This window comes from Flagellimonas oceani (assembly GCF_011068285.1).
GTDB classification, from domain to species: domain Bacteria; phylum Bacteroidota; class Bacteroidia; order Flavobacteriales; family Flavobacteriaceae; genus Flagellimonas; species Flagellimonas oceani.
In genome coordinates, this window is sequence record NZ_CP049616.1 from 828,576 (window position 1) to 846,890 (window position 18,315).

General features: G+C 40.8%; 19 protein-coding genes and 1 pseudogene. 19 read left to right on the forward strand and 1 reads right to left on the reverse strand.

Features of this window, described 5'->3' with window-relative positions:
• Nucleotides 1-69: 69 nt before the first annotated feature.
• The 16 genes and pseudogenes from GVT53_RS03880 (at nucleotide 70) to GVT53_RS03950 (ending at nucleotide 14,022) form a co-directional block, all read left to right on the forward strand.
• The gene (locus GVT53_RS03880) at nucleotides 70-288 is read left to right on the forward strand and encodes a helix-turn-helix domain-containing protein (RefSeq protein WP_166247511.1); all 219 of its coding nucleotides are present in this window, start codon (nucleotides 70-72) and stop codon (nucleotides 286-288) included.
• Nucleotides 289-297: 9 nt separating this feature from the next.
• On the forward strand, nucleotides 298-1,137 hold the full coding sequence (locus GVT53_RS03885) for a class I SAM-dependent DNA methyltransferase (RefSeq protein ID WP_166247512.1): 840 nt from the start codon (nucleotides 298-300) through the stop codon (nucleotides 1,135-1,137).
• Between the two features lie 62 nt (nucleotides 1,138-1,199).
• A protein-coding gene (locus GVT53_RS03890; RefSeq protein WP_240905130.1) for an IS3 family transposase occupies nucleotides 1,200-2,338 on the forward strand; the annotation gives its coding sequence in 2 pieces (ribosomal slippage) (nucleotides 1,200-1,461 and nucleotides 1,461-2,338; 1,140 coding nt in all).
• Nucleotides 2,339-2,415: 77 nt separating this feature from the next.
• Nucleotides 2,416-2,544, forward strand: a pseudogene (locus GVT53_RS21240) (hypothetical protein); the annotation flags it as partial.
• Nucleotides 2,545-2,745: a hypothetical protein gene (locus tag GVT53_RS21005; RefSeq protein WP_240905131.1), complete on the forward strand. Its 201-nt coding sequence runs from the start codon at nucleotides 2,545-2,547 to the stop codon at nucleotides 2,743-2,745.
• On the forward strand, nucleotides 2,732-4,234 hold the full coding sequence (locus GVT53_RS03900) for a restriction endonuclease subunit S (RefSeq protein WP_205791879.1): 1,503 nt from the start codon (nucleotides 2,732-2,734) through the stop codon (nucleotides 4,232-4,234). The genes GVT53_RS21005 and GVT53_RS03900 overlap by 14 nt, the downstream gene beginning before the upstream one ends.
• The gene (locus GVT53_RS03905) at nucleotides 4,234-5,835 is read left to right on the forward strand and encodes an AAA family ATPase (RefSeq protein WP_166247514.1); all 1,602 of its coding nucleotides are present in this window, start codon (nucleotides 4,234-4,236) and stop codon (nucleotides 5,833-5,835) included. Before GVT53_RS03900 ends, GVT53_RS03905 begins: the two co-directional genes overlap by 1 nt.
• Nucleotides 5,832-6,632, forward strand: a complete 801-nt coding sequence (locus GVT53_RS03910; protein WP_166247515.1) for an HNH endonuclease family protein — start codon at nucleotides 5,832-5,834, stop codon at nucleotides 6,630-6,632. The genes GVT53_RS03905 and GVT53_RS03910 overlap by 4 nt, the downstream gene beginning before the upstream one ends.
• A gap of 421 nt (nucleotides 6,633-7,053) precedes the next feature.
• The gene (locus GVT53_RS03915; protein ID WP_166247516.1) at nucleotides 7,054-7,341 is read left to right on the forward strand and encodes a hypothetical protein; all 288 of its coding nucleotides are present in this window, start codon (nucleotides 7,054-7,056) and stop codon (nucleotides 7,339-7,341) included.
• A gap of 1 nt (nucleotide 7,342) precedes the next feature.
• The gene (locus GVT53_RS03920; protein ID WP_166247517.1) at nucleotides 7,343-7,621 is read left to right on the forward strand and encodes a hypothetical protein; all 279 of its coding nucleotides are present in this window, start codon (nucleotides 7,343-7,345) and stop codon (nucleotides 7,619-7,621) included.
• The gene (locus tag GVT53_RS03925) at nucleotides 7,614-10,022 is read left to right on the forward strand and encodes a TraG family conjugative transposon ATPase (protein ID WP_166247518.1); all 2,409 of its coding nucleotides are present in this window, start codon (nucleotides 7,614-7,616) and stop codon (nucleotides 10,020-10,022) included. Before GVT53_RS03920 ends, GVT53_RS03925 begins: the two co-directional genes overlap by 8 nt.
• Nucleotides 10,023-10,040: 18 nt before the next feature.
• Nucleotides 10,041-10,640 (forward strand): conjugal transfer protein, encoded by a 600-nt coding sequence (locus GVT53_RS03930; RefSeq protein ID WP_166247519.1) that lies wholly within the window; start codon nucleotides 10,041-10,043, stop codon nucleotides 10,638-10,640.
• 3 nt (nucleotides 10,641-10,643) lie between these two features.
• Complete coding sequence (locus tag GVT53_RS03935; protein ID WP_166247520.1) at nucleotides 10,644-11,486, forward strand: hypothetical protein; 843 nt, start codon at nucleotides 10,644-10,646, stop codon at nucleotides 11,484-11,486.
• Nucleotides 11,487-11,510: 24 nt separating this feature from the next.
• The gene (locus GVT53_RS03940) at nucleotides 11,511-12,131 is read left to right on the forward strand and encodes a conjugal transfer protein TraK (protein ID WP_166247521.1); all 621 of its coding nucleotides are present in this window, start codon (nucleotides 11,511-11,513) and stop codon (nucleotides 12,129-12,131) included.
• Nucleotides 12,132-12,175: 44 nt separating this feature from the next.
• The gene (traM, locus tag GVT53_RS03945) at nucleotides 12,176-13,204 is read left to right on the forward strand and encodes a conjugative transposon protein TraM (protein WP_166247522.1); all 1,029 of its coding nucleotides are present in this window, start codon (nucleotides 12,176-12,178) and stop codon (nucleotides 13,202-13,204) included.
• A gap of 2 nt (nucleotides 13,205-13,206) precedes the next feature.
• Entirely contained in the window at nucleotides 13,207-14,022 is an 816-nt protein-coding gene (locus GVT53_RS03950; protein ID WP_166247523.1) for a DUF4138 domain-containing protein, read from the forward strand.
• Between the two features lie 53 nt (nucleotides 14,023-14,075).
• Here the strand turns inward: GVT53_RS03950 and GVT53_RS03955 are convergent, their stop codons facing one another.
• Nucleotides 14,076-15,107, reverse strand: coding sequence for an ARPP-1 family domain-containing protein (locus tag GVT53_RS03955; RefSeq protein WP_166247524.1), 1,032 nt, complete (start codon nucleotides 15,105-15,107; stop codon nucleotides 14,076-14,078).
• A gap of 338 nt (nucleotides 15,108-15,445) precedes the next feature.
• On the opposite strand from GVT53_RS03955, the gene GVT53_RS03960 reads away from it, so the two are divergent.
• From GVT53_RS03960 to GVT53_RS03970, 3 genes are all read left to right on the forward strand, one after another.
• Nucleotides 15,446-15,922: a helix-turn-helix transcriptional regulator gene (locus GVT53_RS03960; protein ID WP_166247525.1), complete on the forward strand. Its 477-nt coding sequence runs from the start codon at nucleotides 15,446-15,448 to the stop codon at nucleotides 15,920-15,922.
• Nucleotides 15,923-15,932: 10 nt separating this feature from the next.
• Entirely contained in the window at nucleotides 15,933-16,589 is a 657-nt protein-coding gene (locus GVT53_RS03965) for a nucleotidyl transferase AbiEii/AbiGii toxin family protein (protein WP_205791881.1), read from the forward strand.
• Nucleotides 16,590-17,021: 432 nt separating this feature from the next.
• Entirely contained in the window at nucleotides 17,022-18,269 is a 1,248-nt protein-coding gene (locus tag GVT53_RS03970) for a site-specific integrase (protein ID WP_166247526.1), read from the forward strand.
• The last annotated feature ends 46 nt before the right edge of the window (nucleotides 18,270-18,315 follow it).

The window sequence follows — 18,315 nt, forward strand, 5'->3', positions numbered from 1 at the left end:
GATTTTAGAAAATCTAAATATTGCTCCTAAAAAACTATATTAGCTTCTAGTTTGTAAAAAATTAACGTTATGACTTTGCTAGGAGAATATTTAGCCAAAAAATCTATAAAAAAGGCAGAGGTTTCTAGAAAAACAGGATTGAGTCAATCACGTTTGAGTGAACTTACATTAAACAAATCATCCAAATTAAGAGTAGATGAATTATATCTTATTGCTCTGGCAATAGATACAAACCCCTGTGAAGTTATGAATGAGATATGTAAAAATTTAACCTTAAAAAATAATTGATAAGTTGATATGTCCAATATTGTAAATAAGCTTTGGGGTTTTTGCCATACTCTAAGACATGAAGGTGTCGATTATGCTGATTATATAGAAGAATTAACCTATCTACTTTTTCTAAAGATAGCGGAAGAAAGGAGTATTGAAATTCCTGAAAAGCTCAATTGGGTGTCATTAACAACTTCTTCCGATAAAAATTTATTAGAAAATTATAATGTAATCCTTAAAGGGTTGAGTGAGCAACAGGGTATACTTAGAGAGATTTTTAGTGAACCAATTGCTAAGATTCATAATTCGAGTAGCCTCCGAAAACTTTTAAATCTTATAGATGAAGTAAATTGGTCTAATTATGATTTAGATGTCCTTGGTGCTACATTTGAAGGACTGTTGGAAAAAGCAGCTAGCGAGAGCAAAAAGGGGGCAGGGCAGTACTTCACACCGAGACCTCTAATAAGGTCAATTGTTAACGTAATGAAACCTAATCCCTTTGAAACACCAACTTTTAAAGTTTCTGATGTTGCCTGTGGAACCGCAGGGTTCATTACAGAAAGTTATGAGTGGTTTAAGAAAAAACATGATTATCAAGAATTATCAAAAAAACAAAAACAAAAACTACTTAATGAAACCTATTACGGTCAGGAATTAGTAATTAGACCACGCAGGTTAGCAATGATGAATCTATATCTTCACGGATTGAGCCCAAATATTGAATTAGGGGATACCATTTATGAACCAAGACCAGTTGAACTGGTTTCATGTATCCTTACAAACCCTCCTTTTGGTACAAGAGGAGCTGACAATATCCCTGATCGTGATTTTAAAGTTAAGACTACCAATAAACAATTGAATTTGTAGCCTTCCCTAAAAATAGGACAGTTTAAAATTCAGATTTTCTAACTTTAAATTTTAACTGTCACATGAAAAAAAGCAAGTTTACCGAGAGCCAGATCATCAAGGCACTGAAAGAGAACGAACAGGGCCGCAAGGTGGGTGATATATCCCGTGAGATGGGCATTGACACCAGCACATTTTATTATTGGAGGAAGAAGTACGGGGGGATGGAAGTGGCCCATATGAAGCGCTTGAAGGAACTCGAGGAGGAGAACCGCAAGCTCAAGCAGATGTACGCCGATGCCAGCCTTGACATCCGCATGCTCAAGGACGTACTGTCAAAAAAGTTCTAGGGCCTTCCGACAAGAAGCAGCGCGCCAAATACCTCCAGGAGGCCTATTCGGTATGTGTATCGCGTTCCTGTGGGGTACTGGACCTTGCACGGTCGATGTGGTACTACCATGGCAAAAGGGACGACACCGAGGTGGTCGACGCCCTTTCCAGGCTGGCCGAAGAGCTGCCGACAAGGGGATTCGAGGTATATTACAAGCGTTTGCGTCGCGAAGGCCACTACTGGAACAGGAAACGGGTGTTGAGGGTCTACAGGTCCATGAACCTAAAGCTCAGGAGGAAGCACAAGAAGAGGCTTCCCGCAAGGACAAAGAACCCATTGGAGGCCCCGATGGAGCTCAACGAGGTGTGGAGCATGGACTTTATGGCCGATGTCCTGTCCGATGGAAGGAAGATAAGGGTGTTCAATGTCATGGACGATTGCAACCGGGAGGCACTGGCCATGGATGTGGGGCTTAACTATCCGGCGATAAGGGTCGTGGAGACCTTATCACAATTGGAGCAAGAGATAGGCCTGCCAAAGACCATACGCTGCGATAACGGTCCGGAGTTCATATCCAAGGCCCTATCGCAATGGTGCAAGAGCAGACGGGTGGAGCTGCAGTTCATCCAGCCCGGCAAGCCCATGCAGAACGGATATATGGAACGCCTCAACAGGTTTTACAGGGAAGATGTGCTAGATGCCTATTGGTTCAACGACCTGCACCAAGTAAGGACACTGACCCAAAAATGGATGGAGGATTACAATACAAGGCATCCCCATTCATCAATCGGGGATATGCCGCCCAGGGAATACAAGAACCGTTTCGGGGAAGAATTCTTCCCCGAAACGGACAACATTAATGATAATTTTATGAATTTAGCGATGTCCTAAAAGGGGGAAGGCTACATGCGAATGTAAAAGCAATAGTTATTTTTCTTGAAACGGGAATTCCAACGGATGAAGTTTGGATATACGATGGTAGAACAAATATCAAAAGTGTAACTAAAAAAAATAGACCATTAAATAGTTCGCACTTCGAAGAATTCGAAAAGGTTTATGGTACTAACCCCAATGGTAAAGATAGTCGAAAAGAATCTTTGCGTTTTAAGCGGTTTTCAAAAGAAGAAATAATAAAACAAAATTACAGGTTAGATTTCACATGGTTAAAAGAAGAATTAAGTTCTGAAATAACAGAAATTTCAGACCCTCATGAGTTAGCCTTGAATTTGATTGATGAATTGGAAATTATTACAGATAACTTTAAAGAAGTAATTCAACTACTTGATGAAAATGAATAAAAAAATACCTGAGAGTTGGATTTACGTAAAACTTGATGAAGTTATAATATACGGTAAAGGTAAAAAACCAAAGGTTCTCAGAAACAAAAATTTCAAAGATTCAATTCCCTATCTAGATATAAAAGCTATTGAGACTGGTAATATAGATAGATGGGCGGATAAATTCTCATCAAGAATAACATCAAGTGAAGAGTTGGTTTTAGTATGGGATGGATCTAGAAGTGGTTGGGTAGGTCTTAGTAAAGATGGTGCATTAGGTTCAACTTTGGTGGCCATAAAACCAGTTGTCATCAATAAAACCTACTTATTCTATTTTCTTAAGAGTAAGTTTAAATATCTAAATCAAAACACAAAAGGAGTTGGCATACCGCATGTCGATTCTATAGTTTTCTCGAATTTAAAGTTCCCGCTTGCTCCTCTAATTATTCAGAAAAAAATCGCAAAGAGGATAGATTTGCTTTTTACCAAACTAGATAAAAGCAAATCATCTCTTTTAAAAATTACTAATCTAATAGAGGATTTCAAAAATATTGTATTAAACGGCACCTTATCGGGTTCATTAATTTCAGAGGAAGTCGCATATAGCGAATATCATGTTGAGGATTTAATTCATGGTTTGAAATATGGTACTTCTAAAAAATCAGATTATGATAATAAAGGTACTCCAGTTTTAAGAATACCTAACCTGGTAAACTTCGCATTAGATCAATCAGATTTAAAATTTTCCAGTTTGACAGATACTGAGATTAAAAATTATTACTTAAAAGAAGGTGATTTATTATTAATCAGATCTAACGGGAGTTTGAATCTTTTGGGAAGGACCTCTATTGTTTCAAAGGAATTTGAAGGTATGTGTTATGCTGGTTATCTAATCCGAATCAGACCAAAAGCTGATATTATAGATTCAAAATTTTTGAATTATGCCTTCCATTCTAAGTTTGTTAGAGACCAAATAGTTGGAACATCAAGATCCACAAGTGGCGTAAATAATATTAATAGCAAAGAGATTAACAGAATAAAGATTTTAATCCCTCCAATGGGAATTCAGAAAAAATTGGTGACAAAAATTGAAACTTTATTGAAGTCTATAGATAGAGCTTATTCGGAAAGCCTAAAAATTAAGGACAAAGTAGAGCTCTTATATCAGTCAATATTAGATAAGGCATTTTCTGGAGATTTGATAAAAACAAAAGATGTTGAAGGCTTTTCCAAAGATTTGTTAAAACAAATAAAAAGAGAGAAAGAACTTGTTTTAAGTAAAGAAAAAGAGAGAAAAAGACTTATAAATCGTACAAAAAAAGAAAAAAGAAAACTTATGGATATACTAGAAATTTTGCAAGCACATAATTCACGTATGAAAACTAAAGAATTATGGGAAAAATCAAAATATAAGGATGATATTGATGCCTTTTACGCAGCACTTAAGCAAGAAGTCAATCAAAACAAAATAAAAGAAAGTAAAGACAAAGAATATTTGGAAATTGTTTAATGCGTATAGATAGGGTAAAAATAATAGATTATAAGAATCTAAAGGATTTCACAATTAATCTTGATAAATCCAAGATGGAAACGATACTTCTTGGTCAAAATGCTACAGGAAAGTCAAATTTCATTGAAGCTCTTGTCTTGATTTTTAAGCATTTGGATTTAGAATCGAAACCACCTTTTGAATACAAGATAGAGTATGAACTTAGAAATTTCCAGATTAAAGTTGAATGTATTAATAGTAGATATAAATTCCAAGCTAACACAATTTTAAAAGCCAATATACACGGAGAAAAAAAGAAATTGGTTAGCTTAAATTCAATAACTAACAAAGAGTTTTTTGTAAATAAGAACATTTATCTTCCTAAATATGTTTTTACCTATTATTCTGGTGTCAGTAATAAATTAAAGGATCATTTTGATGATCATCAAAAAAGGTTTTACGAAAAATCTATTAAGAAAGGTGTTACAAAAGATGATGTAGAGGATTTAAGACGATTATTTTATGTCCAACTTGTCCATTCCTACTTTGTATTACTTGCTTATTTTTCTTTCGACGACGAAGAAAAATCATCTTCGAAATTCCTTAGTGAGATACTTAATATTAAAGATTTAGAGTCCATTCTGTTTGTTTTAAATAAGCCTCACTGGGGGAAAAAGGGAACTTTTTGGGGAGCAAAAGGACTCGTAAATGAATTTCTTCAGAAGGTATGGGAATACAGTTTAGCTCCAATTTACAACGAAGAGAATATTCCGTTAGACTTTAGAAGAAGCGCTAAAAGAGAATTGTTGTATCTTTTTATAAAAGGAAAAGATGAGCTTAGGGAGATAGCATCGTTTTATAATTCAAATACCGATTTTTTTAAAGCACTTGAAAGCACTTATATTTCGGATTTAATATTTGAAGTAAGAGTTAAAGTAAAGAAACAAGGTGTTAAAGGTGATATAACTTTTAAGGAATTAAGTGAAGGAGAACAACAATTATTAACTGTTCTTGGGCTTTTAAAATTTACAAGAGATGAAGAATCACTAATTCTATTGGATGAACCCGATACTCACTTAAATCCCATCTGGAAATGGAAATATAGAGAATTTTTAAAAGATGTTGTAAATAAGCCAGAAACAACACAAATAATAATGAATACACATGATCCGCTGGTAATTGGAAGTCTGGTAAAAGAAGAGGTTCGTGTATTTAAACGGGATATGGAACTTAAGAAGGTTGTAGCGGCGGAGCCAGAAGTTGACCCAAAAGGGTTGGGTGTTGCTGGTATTTTAACAAGCGAATTATTTGGACTTTCCTCAACATTGGACAAAGAAACTTTAGGGCTACTTAAGCGACGTAATGAACTTATTTCCAAACAAGATACAGAAGAACTATCCGATAACGAAAGAGCTGAATTAAGGGCTTTATTTGAGCATTTAAGCTCTTTGGGAATAAATACTACTGATAGGGATCCACTATACCAAAAATTTATTGTGGCGGTTGGTAAAAGAGAGGAGTTTTTCATCGAAAATCCTACAGAGGAAAATATAAAACGCCAGAATGAAATAGCCATGGATATTCTCAATGAAATAATCTCAGAGGAAGGGGGTAGCGAATGATTCATATCGATTTATTAAATAACCCGCCACCTCAAGATTGGATTGATCGGGCGGATGCAGTAACTCAGCAATTGCTAGAAGCCGAGGATATAGAAACGAGGAATCAAATTATTGATGACAACCAAGCATTATGGGCTGAATTGCGAGAGCATCTTAGTAATATAAGTTACAGAAAATGCTGGTACTCCGAATCTATTAATGACGGAGCCTATTGTCATGTGGACCATTTTCGTCCAAAGAAAAAGGCGATTAATGAAGCTGGAGGAGATGAAGGCGGATATTGGTGGTTAGCTTTTGATTGGAGAAATTATAGGTTTTCAGCCCCTGCTAACAATGTGCCTAAAAGGGACTACTTTCATGTTAACGCTAACAGAGCTCAGAGTATTATCGACCCTATTGAAGCGGAAGATATACTTTTTCTTGACCCAACAGAGATTGATGATCCCCCAAAGTTATCCTACGATATTGAAGGAAAGGTTAACCCTAAATCTGCAGATGAAAATTCAAGAGATTATCTTCAAGCAGAATATACCATAAGGAGACTTAAATTAAACGAAAAATTTATCGAAGCAAGAAAAGATAGATTTCGAAGAGCTTCTTATTTAATTCAAGATATTTCAAGATTGCTAATACTTCAAAATCAGCAATTTGATTTGTTTAGGAGACAAACGATTAAAAATAACATGCAAGAATTAAAACAACTTGCAAATCCAAGTTCTGAATATTCTGCTGCAGTTAAATATTGTTTAAAAAGTAGTGGATTTGAGTGGGCTCTTGAGATAGCAATAGCTGCTTAAAGAGTCAAAGCCTAACAGTATTTTTTGAAGTTTGTATTGACTTAACAAAAAGTCCCTTCATAATCCAGTATTTAATTAATTGAATTCCCATCAAGAACAGTTAATTGTGTAAGTGTCCCTAAAAATATAGCCTTACACCTTACCCATTCTAGGGAAGGCTACAAAGCCTTCAAAAACAGGGAAGCCTTCACATTAAAATCCCAAAACTGGCGTTTTTGAGCATCGGGCGATTCGAAAGTTTTGGAGTTATCAACATAGGCGTTTCAAATTCCCATACCATTTGATGCTAATTTGCATCAATAAAACACATTCATAATCAAATAATATTTTATTTTCAAACATCTGAATGTCAATAATTTATATTGATTTAAACTCTACTTTTCATACAGCAAAATTGCTCTAAAACCAAAAGCAAAACTGTATGAAAAAAACGACACAACTTACCGCTTTTTTAACCCTGATTTCCACCCCATCATTTGCCCAGATCGGGGGCATTGAGGATTCCGTCAACGATGTTTCCGATACCATCAGGGCCATCTTCCCCATCATCCTAGGGGTCATCTTTTTGATCGGCTTCCTCTTTAATGCCGGACATTTTTTTGGTGAGAACGCCGATTTAAAAAAGGGCATTACAAGAGTGCTCGTCTTTGTACTGATTGCAGGAGCCGTAGTAGGCATTTTTACTTACCTCATTGGCATCGTAGTTTAATATGAAAAAGTACGAGGTCTACAGGAACATCCGTAAACGGGCCATCATCATGGGACTGCCCATCTCGCTCTTTGCCCTGATGATGGTCTCGATCATCGGTTCGCTGCTCATCATCATTTTTTCCTTTAGCCTAGCGATTATCCTGTCCGTGTCGGTATTCAACATAACCCTATACGGGGCACTCACCTATATGACCCGACGGCCTCACTTGGTACAGGTACAAAAAACATTCCCAAAGACCATCAGCAATAAAAGACTCAGCTCCATTTATTATGAATAAGATCAATCTTAGAACATATCATCCCATATTGGACATTCAGAACCATACGGTCTTTGCCAGCAACGGCAATGTGGTCTTATGCTACAAGGCGGAACTACCGGAAATCTATTCCCTTTCCGAAGTCGATTTCGCAGAGCTGCACGGAATCTGGTTTCAGGCTTTCAAGTCCCTTCCTACGGGTACTGTCATCCATAAACAGGATGTCTATCAAAAATTGGGATATAATGCCGAGCAGTTCCCTAGCAAAACCTTTTTGGGAAAGGCGACCCATGATTACTTTAAGGGACGGGAACATTTGAACCATCAGAGCTATCTCTTTTTTGTATTGCCTTTGGACAAAACGCTGAAGGCTGCTAAATATATCAACCCCTTTAGAAAGACCGAAAAAGGGCTACATCGCAAACTAGATGTTCAAGTGGCGGGGTTCATCACCGCGGTGAACGATGCCGTTTCCTTTATCAACAACAGTCGCAGGGTGTCCCTGAGACCATTAAAGGAGAATGAAATTCTGGAGCATGCCCATGCCTACTTTAACGGCTTTAACCAAGGTTTCGATACCGATATCCAATTGGACAGAAAACAAATCGAGATCGGTGACCATTTTTTCGATGCCATTGCGGTCAACAACGAGGGCTGTTTCGGTGGTGGGGTACAGAGCAGCAAGACCAATGAAAGGTTCACCTCTGACGATTTCACCTTTCACCAGGGCTTTATTGATGGATTGGGGCTCGATCTGGACGAGAACCATATCGTCAACCAAATCCTCTATCTGGACGACAAACATAAATGGCGAAAACTGTTGGACAAGAAAATAGAGGAGCTCAGTAAGAGTACCAATTTTGGCACCCAGAACAAAGTGGTGCTCAAAAAAATCCAGCATATCGTTGACCGTATCAACGAGGATGACACCTCACGCATAATCAGAGGTCATCTGAACATTATTTTTTGGCATTCGGAAGTCGGCCAATTAAAACGGATAGCCTCACGGATCAATGCGGAGTTCAAGGAACTGGACATCGTTCCCTATTATCCCAGGGGCGAGGAGCGCAAGCATTACTTTCTGAACTCTTATCCCTGTCACGCCACCAATTTTTCCAATGAGGACCTGTACGTGACCGATCTCAAGCATGCCCTTTGTCTCTATATCAACAACTCCAATTATAGGTCGGATACCTCCGGCATCATCTTTAATGACAGGCAGTACAACATCCCTGTGTTGAAGGATGTCTGGGACAAACAAAAAAAACGTATCAAGGCACGGAACTTTGCCATTTTTGCCCCCACGGGCGAGGGGAAATCATTTTTGGCCAATAATATCCTGCGCCAATACTTCGAGATGGATGTCCGGTTGGTCATCATCGACCTGGGTGGTTCCTATGCCAAGTTCGCCAAGCTGTATCCCGACCAACATATCATCCTTCGGTACGAACAGGGGAAGAACCTTGGCATCAATCCCTTTTACATCTCCAAAGAGGCCGACCTGACCCCGGAACGTTTGGAGGATTTGGCTGTTTTCCTTTTGGAACTCCTTGCAGAGAGCAATGTGTCCAAGGCCCGGGAAGTGGCCATGAAAAAGGTGCTGCTGTACTACTATGAAAATATACGCAAGGGACATTCCCTGGCCTCCCTCTATCGATTCGTGGATGACAACAAGGATACCCTTATCAGGGAACTGCGGATCAAGGAAACGCATTTTGGCGTCTACGACTTTTTGCACATCCTCTCGGAATATGTGGAGGGTGGACTCTACAGTTTCCTGTTCAACGTGGGCGAGGACCAGAGCTATAAGATCGAGGACAAACGGCTCATCGTGTTTGAACTGGACGAGGTAAGGGACAACAAGGAAATCCTTTCCGTGATGCTAAAGCTCATCAAATCGGCCATCCAACGTACCATCTGGAGGAACCGTTCGGAAAGGGGCATCATCCTCTTTGATGAGTTCGCCAAGCAATTGAAGTTCGATAATGTGCTGGAAAGTGTGGAGTTCTATTACCAGGCCATTAGAAAGCAGAACGGGGCCATTGGCATCATTTTGCAATCCATCAACCAATTACCCCAGAATTCCACCTCGGCCAGCATCCTTGAAAATACGCAGGTCATCTACAGTCTGCGGAGCGAAAAAGGCTATGACGAACTGCAAAGGCGGTTGAACTTGTCCAGCCATGACCTGGACCAGCTCAAATCCATCCGCAACAACCTGACAGGGGAACGCAAGTACACCGAGATCTTTATCAAGATCGGCAAAGAAAGCAACATCTTCCGTTTGGAAGTGCCCCCAGAGGTCTATGCTGCCTACCTCACCGACGGCCACGAATCCGACCGCATAATGCGGATTTATGAAAGGACGAATGATATGGAGCGGGCCATAAAGGAATTTTTAAACACCCAAAAAAATCAGTAACCCATAAATCCATATACAATGAAAACGAACATCAAAAAGAGAATCAAGAGAACGACCCTAGGGCTTGCATTGGTCTTTGCCCTATCAATGCCCGGCCGTGCCACGGCCCAGGGGATGCCCGTGTACGACAACGTGAACTTTATCAGCTTTATCAAATCGCTGTTGGAATCCGGCAAGCAGACCTCCAACCTGATGAAGACCGTCAAATTTATGAAACAGCAAAAGGAGAACATCGATAAGGTGAACAATGTCATCAAACAGTTAAAAGCGGTAAAGGAACTGGCCAGGAACAACCAACTGCTCTACGAAACGGTACAGAACGATCTTCGGGAGATATTGAACTCTCCCTATATCAAGCCCGAAGAAGTGACCCGCATCTCCGATTCCTTCAATGCCATCATCGAGAACTCCACAGCAGGTCTGGAATATATCGACCAGGTCCTATCCAACAACAACCTAAAGATGACCGATGGGGAACGTGCCGCCATCCTGAAGAGCAAGGAACTGGAATCAAGGGAAATGGTGGCCGAGATCGAGGCCAAGACCCGAAGGTACCGGGAGATTATCGCTTTTAGAAGGATGCAGGATGTCATCAATGAACGGGAAGCAAAATTCTAATAGATGTTGGGGATTGCATTGGGCATAGGATTGGAGTATGTGGACACGGTCTTCCGGACGATAAAGGACAGTGATTTCTCCCGATATACCCTTACGGGGATGAAAGCCCTGGCCGTACTCTTTTTTTTGATCAATATCCTGAAGAAGTACAACGAGGGCGTGGCCACCAACGAAGGTTATACCTGGGGGCTGAAACCCGCAGATCTGGCCCGTAACTTTGCCGTGGTCATTGTGGTCATTTTCTCCACTCAGGTACTCGAAGTCTTCGACGGCATATTGGTGGCCATTGAATCGAGTTATCGAGACACGGCCCCGGCACTCCTCCCGTTACAGCTACAGGACGTGGACCTGGAACGGGAAGTGGGTGCCCTGGAGGCCGCCAAAAAGGCCATGGCACTGTTATACGAGGCTTTGGTGACCCCACTCTATGGATTAAAGATACTGGCCTTTATCATCGGGATGTTCCTGTGGCTGTTGGACATTTTTATCTATCCCCTGTTCCTTGCCGAACGTTTTTTCCTTTTGGGGATCATGCAGGCCTTCTTTCCTTTGGTCATCAGCTTGGCGGTATTCGAACGATTTCGGTCATTGGCCTATACCTTCTTTAAGCTATATGCCGGGGTTTATATGATCGTACCGGCCTTTTTTCTGGTCAATGTGTTCATCAACAATCTGTACACGGAGATCAATACCAACTTTTGGGGCAACCTGTTCGGAACGGATTGGGGCAGCGCATTTTTTGCGCCCGTGCTGCAATTGGGATCCATCGGGTTTATCGTCCTGTTGAAATTCAAGCTATATCGGAAATCCATCTCGTTCACGTTACGCCTCTTTAACGGTGGATAGACCATCATAAAAAACAATCAACTAATGAAGACACCCTTTAAGAACATTTACCAGGTATTGAAACAGAACCGTTTTGTCGTACTGTCCGTGGTGACCGGGGCCACTTTGACGAGCATCACCGCCATAGTTATGATGGTAAAACTATACCGACAGGCGGTTGACTCTGCCTTTGCCATCAGTACCGAAGGCCAAGTGATTCCCTTGAAATTGGTATCGCAGCGCGAAAACCTTATGGTGGAGGCCCAGGCCCATCTGGAACTTTTCCATACCCATTTCTATCATATTGATGCTAGTAATTATGAACGAAACCTCGAAAAGGCCCTGTGGCTGGGCAACTCCTCAGTGGATGCCCTCTATCGGCAGAAAAAGGCCGATGGGGTTTACAATCGGTTGTTGCAATATTCCTTGGTGCAACGTGTATTGTCTATCGATACCAAGATTGATATAAAAAAAGAACCCTATGCGTTTGAGACCAGGACGGTCTTTGAGATCAATCGGGGGCAGGTGACCGATACCTATGAATTGGTGACCACGGGGAAACTGGTCCATGTAGACCGGAACTTTCCCCATAATACCCATGGGTTGTTGATAACGGATTTTTTTGAGAACACCTTACGAAAAATGGAACCAAATGAAGGCCCATAACCTGCCCGACCACAGGCGGGTGGGCATTTTGAAAACATAGATCGATGAAAATAGAAAAGAACAAAATCGTATTCTCGGCCGTGCTGCTCTGCACCCTCCTTTTTCTGATAGGCTATTCGGTAATGGTACTAGGCGATGACGATGTGCCTGCAATGGACGCCAACCAGATTCCCGTACCGGAACTAGAGGGTGGTCAAAAGGAGTACGAGACCAAACTGGAGGCCCTGGACGATATCAAAAAGGAACGGGAGGTTACGGCCCCGTCGATTTATCCGGACCATATGGTGGACGAAAAAGGGTATTTCAATCCCGATTACATGGAATATGAAAAACAACGCATTATTGACAGCATCTACCAAATGGGCCAGTTACGGTATGAGGACCAGCGGTATCAGCATATCGGAAATAGAGCCCAAAGACCTGAACCCTCTCTAGAAAGGGAAAAGGACACCTTAAATGAAATCGATAAAAAGGATAGGGAGGTAGCGGCAAAGGAATTGGAATTGGAACACCAATTGTTCTTCGCTTCTTATCCCATTAAGAATGCAACCCTTGAATCTGGAAATACGGATGCATTTATTTACGTCCGGGTCGATGGTACCCAGACCGTGCGAAAAGATTACCGCTTAAAAATGCGGTTAACAAAGGATGCCATCATTTATGGAAAGTTCTATCCAAGAAATACCCAACTATACGGCTTTGTCAGTTTTAAGCCCCATAGGACCATGGTGGAGATTTCCAACATCGGACACATTCCCGTAAAACTCACGGCCCATGATATGCAGGATGGGGAAGAAGGCATCTATATCGTGAACACCTTTAGGTCGGAGGTCGCCCATGAGGTCATTGGGGATATGGTGGGGGATGTCAATGTTCCGGGCATGCCCGATATATCCGGTATTACCAATACTGGGGCCAAAGGCATCAAAAAGATTTTCCAAAAGAACCACCGAAGTGTCAAGGTCACCATATTGGACAATTACCGGCTCATATTAAAACTGCCAAAATCCACTCCAGCCCAAGTCTTTGGAAAACCAATTGACATCGAAAAAGTATTAAAAGAAAATCTATGACCATGCGAATCTTCATTATAACCCTTGCTATAACATTCAACTCCTTCGCCCTCCAGGCACAGCAATCCATTGACACCCTATATGCCAACGACCAAAAAAATGTGGCCCTGTTTTTTCCCAAACCTATTCGACAAGGAATCACTGGGGCATCCCATTTTGTATTTACTTATAACCGGGAAAAGGAACAGCACTTTGGGCTGTTACAGGCCAAGCCCGGAACGGAGAGTAATCTTCTGGTAGTTACTAATGACGGAAAGGTGTATTCCTATATCCTCAAATATGCCAGGGAACTGCCCATCTTGAACCGTTTCATATGGGAGCATGAAAGTATCGGAAATGGAGTGCCGAACCCGGACCCTACAATGGAAGTCCCAAGGATTGATACTCTTGGTATGCAAAAGAAGGCCTATTTTAAAAGGGCCAGTGAGTACTTATTGAAGTCCGATTACCCACCCTTGGCCACCACAATCAAAAAGAGGATGAAACTGCAATTGGAGAAAATGGCCTATGATGGCAACGAGACCTATTTGGTGGTCAAGGTAAGGAACGCTTCGGGCATCAATTTTGACATCGATTATTGCCATATCTATGTCGTAAACGGCAACAGGACCAAAAAGGCCTCCCATCAAAGGACTGGATTAAGACCTTTGTATGTCCATGATATGCCCGAGAGCATCATGGATGGGCTTTACAAGAGGTTCGTGTTCGTTATGCCCAAGTTTGTTCTGGGCGATAGGGAGCATCTTGAAATCGAGTCGAGGGAACGGAACGGGAGTAGGGTAGTAGTTCTGAGTTCAGATATCCAATCCAATAAATAAAGGTCTAAACAACCTACCTATCACTGAATTTTCCATCATACCGTATCAGGCAACTATTCGTGATTTTGAAATCGCATATTGTCAACCCCCATTTTACGGTCGTAAGTCGTAGTATCGACTTCCATAAAACTTTTGTGAACCCATTTTTTCCATTCCAAATCCGTGGTCGTAAAAACAAGATGTCCAGCTTTATTTTCAAGAGTCTCAAAATTGGTAAGCCGATTAAGTTTCTTGACTGTTTTTTTATCGTTTGACTTTCCTGCTTTCATAAAGTCCAAAACATCTTTTTTGGTTTTTGGTGTACTGCTTTCCTCCCCCTCTTTGCCAATAGCTTCCACGACAACGGACTCCAGTATTTTGTCCCATAAATCCTTAAAAAGTCGGGTGTTATTGTAGATTTCCACGCCGTGTATTTCCCCATTGATGGCGTAGGCATAGCCGAGGGCATCCGGGGTGTCGATCAAATCTTTTAACGCATCGTGATAGGCCTCCTTGGCCTTGCTCAACTCTTCATTTTCCAAAGCCAACTGCAAACTGGTCTCGGAGACTTCATCGGCTACGTTTATGGCATATCCGTTTTTAACGGAAAGCTTTTCATTTAAATGGGTCTTTTGTTCGGAGACCTTGCTCCATACCCTACCTTGGTTTTTGTCGTGTTTGGCCGCTAACTTTAGGTCTTTGGATGACAGCATTTTTGAATTGGAACTAAAGGCTACCACCTCTTCATCGGCCCGTTGTTCCCATCTGCCCTGTTCCACACAAAAGCTTTCCAAAGGAATATTTTGGGCCCTTGGCGGTATAATTACATCGTACGCAATGGTTCTGTCCTGTTTTCCCCCTTTTAAGATATCCCCGGAATGTATGAACACATGATCATCACCGTTGTTGTCTATGGTGAGTTGATTGACGGACCCGGTCTCTTTTACGTCAACTTGCTTTTGGGACATGGCTTCCGACAGCACCTTGTATGGTTTCCCTAAAATGTTCTCCCTTCCCGTTAGGATAAACAAACGCAGGTTTTCAACAGTATGCGGATCGTTGATGGTAATTCCGTCCAAAACAAAAGTTTCATTGGGAATTTCCATAGAAACCAATGGTTTGGGCTCCTTGTTCTTACATGCAAGAATCGACAAAGAAAAGAATAGAGGAAATATTGTTTTTTTCATAGTTTCCATGGTCTTGTTTTTTCCAAATATATGGATGGAAATACCTGGAAATCCAGTTACAATTAGGGAACAATACCCGTCGGGAAGTGAACCGACCTTTTCAATTAGGACAAAGTTGTGGATGCTTTTATCTCGAAACGAATGTTTGGAAGAATGGTCAACAAGGGTTATAAGGTTCCATAGTACTTAAATTCCATGGGCTATAATGGCATACATATTGCATTAAAATGTAAACAATTTTGTTTATATTTGTATATATGACTTCTTATACAGAAAAATATAGGGGGATACACCCTGGTAGGGTCCTTGAAAGGGAATTTAAAAAGCGCTCGCTCAAACAGCGTCCTTTTGCCCTGTCCATAGATGAACACCCCCAGACCCTGAACGCCATTACCAAGGGAAGACGAGGCCTTAATACTGCTCTTGCCCTTAAAATAGAGGAGAAATTAGGGTTGGAGGAGGGGAGCCTTGTTCTTTTACAGGCTTTTTATGATATCAAAAAAGAGAAAGAAGGACAAAGGTCAAGAACACCAAATTTTAAGATTTTACGAAAATCCCTTTTCTGGGATACCGATATCGAAAGTATTGATTGGGACGGGCAATACAAGGCCGTTATCCGTCGTGTCCTTGAGCGGGGCAATGTGGAAGAGCGGGAAGAGATTTCCCGTTTCTATGGAGACGGAAAAGTTACTTTGATCGCCAAATCCATAAATAAAATAGCAACTTCACTTTAAACTGTCCAATGTGCTACATTACAATACGGTAAGCGATTTGCTAAAAGAGAGCCTTGTCAAACTGATGGGCACCAAGGAATTTGAAGGCTTTAGGTTGGTTGGGGGAACCTCCCTGAGCCTGCATTTAGGGCATCGCGAATCGGTGGATATAGACCTTTTTAGTGACAAGCCCTACGGTTCCATTGATTTTAAGGCCATAGATAAGTATCTGGACGGGCAATTCCCTTACGTGGGCGATATTCGGGATTTGTTCCCTGGGATGGGAAAATCCTATCTAATTGGTAACGACAAGGACAATGCCGTAAAGCTGGATGTGTTCCACACGGATGATTTTATAACTCCTGAAATAATCGAGGATGGAATCCGTTTGGCCTCTGTTGAAGAAATCATTGCCATGAAGTTGGATGTGGTACAGCGTGAGGGAAGGAAAAAGGATTTTTGGGACCTGCATGAACTGCTTAATGATTATGGGATAGGGGAGATGTTACAATTGCACAAACAGCGATACCCTTATGGCCATGACAGGGCATTGATTATACATAATTTCACCAATTTTGAAAGGGCAAACGATGACTTTGACCCTGTTTGCCTCTGTGGAAAATACTGGGAGTTTATAAAGGAGGATATCAAAGAGGCCGTTGAAGCATTTGGCAGTGGAAATTCCTGATATGTGGGCCAAGGATCCATCATTTCATGAAGTATTCTTTTCCCTAATAATCATTGCGCCGAATTGAAACCAATTCACTACATTTATAATGTGAAAGCCCATTTTTCACACGACGATGTCCTATAGGATGTCCTGTTGGAGAAATTGAAAATTAAGATTCTGGCATATAGTGGGTTATGATGGGGATTCCATCCCTGCCACCCCGACTTAACTTATTTAAGTAAAATTAAAACACTGTTAATCTTATGATTTTCAGTGTTTTGTGTTTTTAGACATATCGTTTGAATTCATTTAAAACCATATAAAATCATATCAAGCGTGTTCCCATCGGGAGCAAACACTTACAGTTCTTGTTGTAACTTTAAATGACTTTTAGAGCCATTTTTCTTGTGTTTTGACTTTCACAGTATTCACACTCTAAAAGGTTACAACATGCAGAAAAACAATCGTTTAACAATCAATTTCTTTACAAGAAAGCACAAGATGCAATCCGAGAACCGGATTGTCTATTGTAGGATTACCATCGACGGTGAGCGCACCGATTTTAGCATAAATCGGGAAATCAAATCTAATTTATGGGACAATAGCCGTAAAAGGGGCAAGGGATTTTCCAGTTATGTGATTTCCCTTAACAAGTACCTGGACCATATTTATACAGGCCTACATGAGGCCCATAGGCTATTGATGGTGGAAGAGAAGGTAATAACTCCATTAGCCATAAAAGCAAGGTTCTTTGGGGAAGATGATGGAGGCAAAACTTTGAAACAATTGATTGCCTACCACAATGGAACCATGCACACCTCATTGCGCCCCGGAACCAGAAAGAACTACCATATTACCGAACGGTGCATAAATCTCTTTTTAAAGGAGGAATATGGTGTGGAGGATATTAAGCTCAAAAAATTGAATTACCGTTTTATATCCGACTTTGAACAGTATCTAAGAAAGTACAGGCCATCGACAAGAACCAAGTGTACCAATAATGGGGCCATGAAGCACATGGAACGCCTAAAGAAAATGTCAAGGTTGGCGGTAAGAATGGAATGGGTATCAAAGGATCCCTTTGAGAACTATAAACTGCATTTTGTCAAAGCCCAAAGGGAGCATTTGACAAAAAGGGAACTTGGACTCATAGAAGAAACCAGTTTTACAAAACAAGGCGTTGAAAAGACAAAGGATGTATTCCTGTTCTCCTGCTATACAGGCCTATCCTATATAGATGTAAAAGCACTTAGTCCCGACAATGTTATCAAAGGAATAGACGGCAATGATTGGTTGTTTACCACAAGGACGAAGACCGATGAAAGACTCAAAATACCATTGCTACCTCAGGCAAGGGATATCATCAAGAAATATGAAGGATCTTCTGAAAGGAAAATCAACAATATCCTTTTACCTGTTTTCAGCAACCAGAAAGTGAATTTTTATTTGAAGGAGATCAGTAAAGCCTGTGGAATCCATAAAAGGGTCACATTCCATACGGCAAGGCACACTTTTGCAACAACGGTAACCCTATCTAATGGAGTCCCGATAGAAACAGTCTCCAAACTGCTCGGCCATACCAAACTGTCCACTACCCAGATTTATGCAAAGGTATTGGAACATAAAATAGGAGAGGATATGCAGAACCTTATCGGCCAAATGGAACTGCAAAATGATAAGCAAACAACCGGGAAGTAATAAAAATTTCTGCTTAGTGTTAAATTGACGACTGTAATACATTCAC

Coding starts and splice junctions, on each gene's coding strand:
- GVT53_RS03880 (WP_166247511.1), top strand. CDS start 70: ATGACTTTGCTAGGAGAATATTTAGCCAAAAAATCTATAAAAAAGGCA.
- GVT53_RS03940 (WP_166247521.1), top strand. CDS start 11,511: ATGAAGACACCCTTTAAGAACATTTACCAGGTATTGAAACAGAACCGT.
- GVT53_RS03955 (WP_166247524.1), bottom strand. CDS start 15,107: ATGGAAATTCCCAATGAAACTTTTGTTTTGGACGGAATTACCATCAAC.
- GVT53_RS03970 (WP_166247526.1), top strand. CDS start 17,022: ATGCAGAAAAACAATCGTTTAACAATCAATTTCTTTACAAGAAAGCAC.
- GVT53_RS03920 (WP_166247517.1), top strand. CDS start 7,343: ATGAAAAAGTACGAGGTCTACAGGAACATCCGTAAACGGGCCATCATC.
- GVT53_RS03900 (WP_205791879.1), top strand. CDS start 2,732: ATGAAAATGAATAAAAAAATACCTGAGAGTTGGATTTACGTAAAACTT.
- GVT53_RS03930 (WP_166247519.1), top strand. CDS start 10,041: ATGAAAACGAACATCAAAAAGAGAATCAAGAGAACGACCCTAGGGCTT.
- GVT53_RS03915 (WP_166247516.1), top strand. CDS start 7,054: ATGAAAAAAACGACACAACTTACCGCTTTTTTAACCCTGATTTCCACC.
- traM (WP_166247522.1), top strand. CDS start 12,176: ATGAAAATAGAAAAGAACAAAATCGTATTCTCGGCCGTGCTGCTCTGC.
- GVT53_RS03885 (WP_166247512.1), top strand. CDS start 298: ATGTCCAATATTGTAAATAAGCTTTGGGGTTTTTGCCATACTCTAAGA.
- GVT53_RS03905 (WP_166247514.1), top strand. CDS start 4,234: ATGCGTATAGATAGGGTAAAAATAATAGATTATAAGAATCTAAAGGAT.
- GVT53_RS03950 (WP_166247523.1), top strand. CDS start 13,207: ATGCGAATCTTCATTATAACCCTTGCTATAACATTCAACTCCTTCGCC.
- GVT53_RS03960 (WP_166247525.1), top strand. CDS start 15,446: ATGACTTCTTATACAGAAAAATATAGGGGGATACACCCTGGTAGGGTC.
- GVT53_RS03935 (WP_166247520.1), top strand. CDS start 10,644: ATGTTGGGGATTGCATTGGGCATAGGATTGGAGTATGTGGACACGGTC.
- GVT53_RS03910 (WP_166247515.1), top strand. CDS start 5,832: ATGATTCATATCGATTTATTAAATAACCCGCCACCTCAAGATTGGATT.
- GVT53_RS03925 (WP_166247518.1), top strand. CDS start 7,614: ATGAATAAGATCAATCTTAGAACATATCATCCCATATTGGACATTCAG.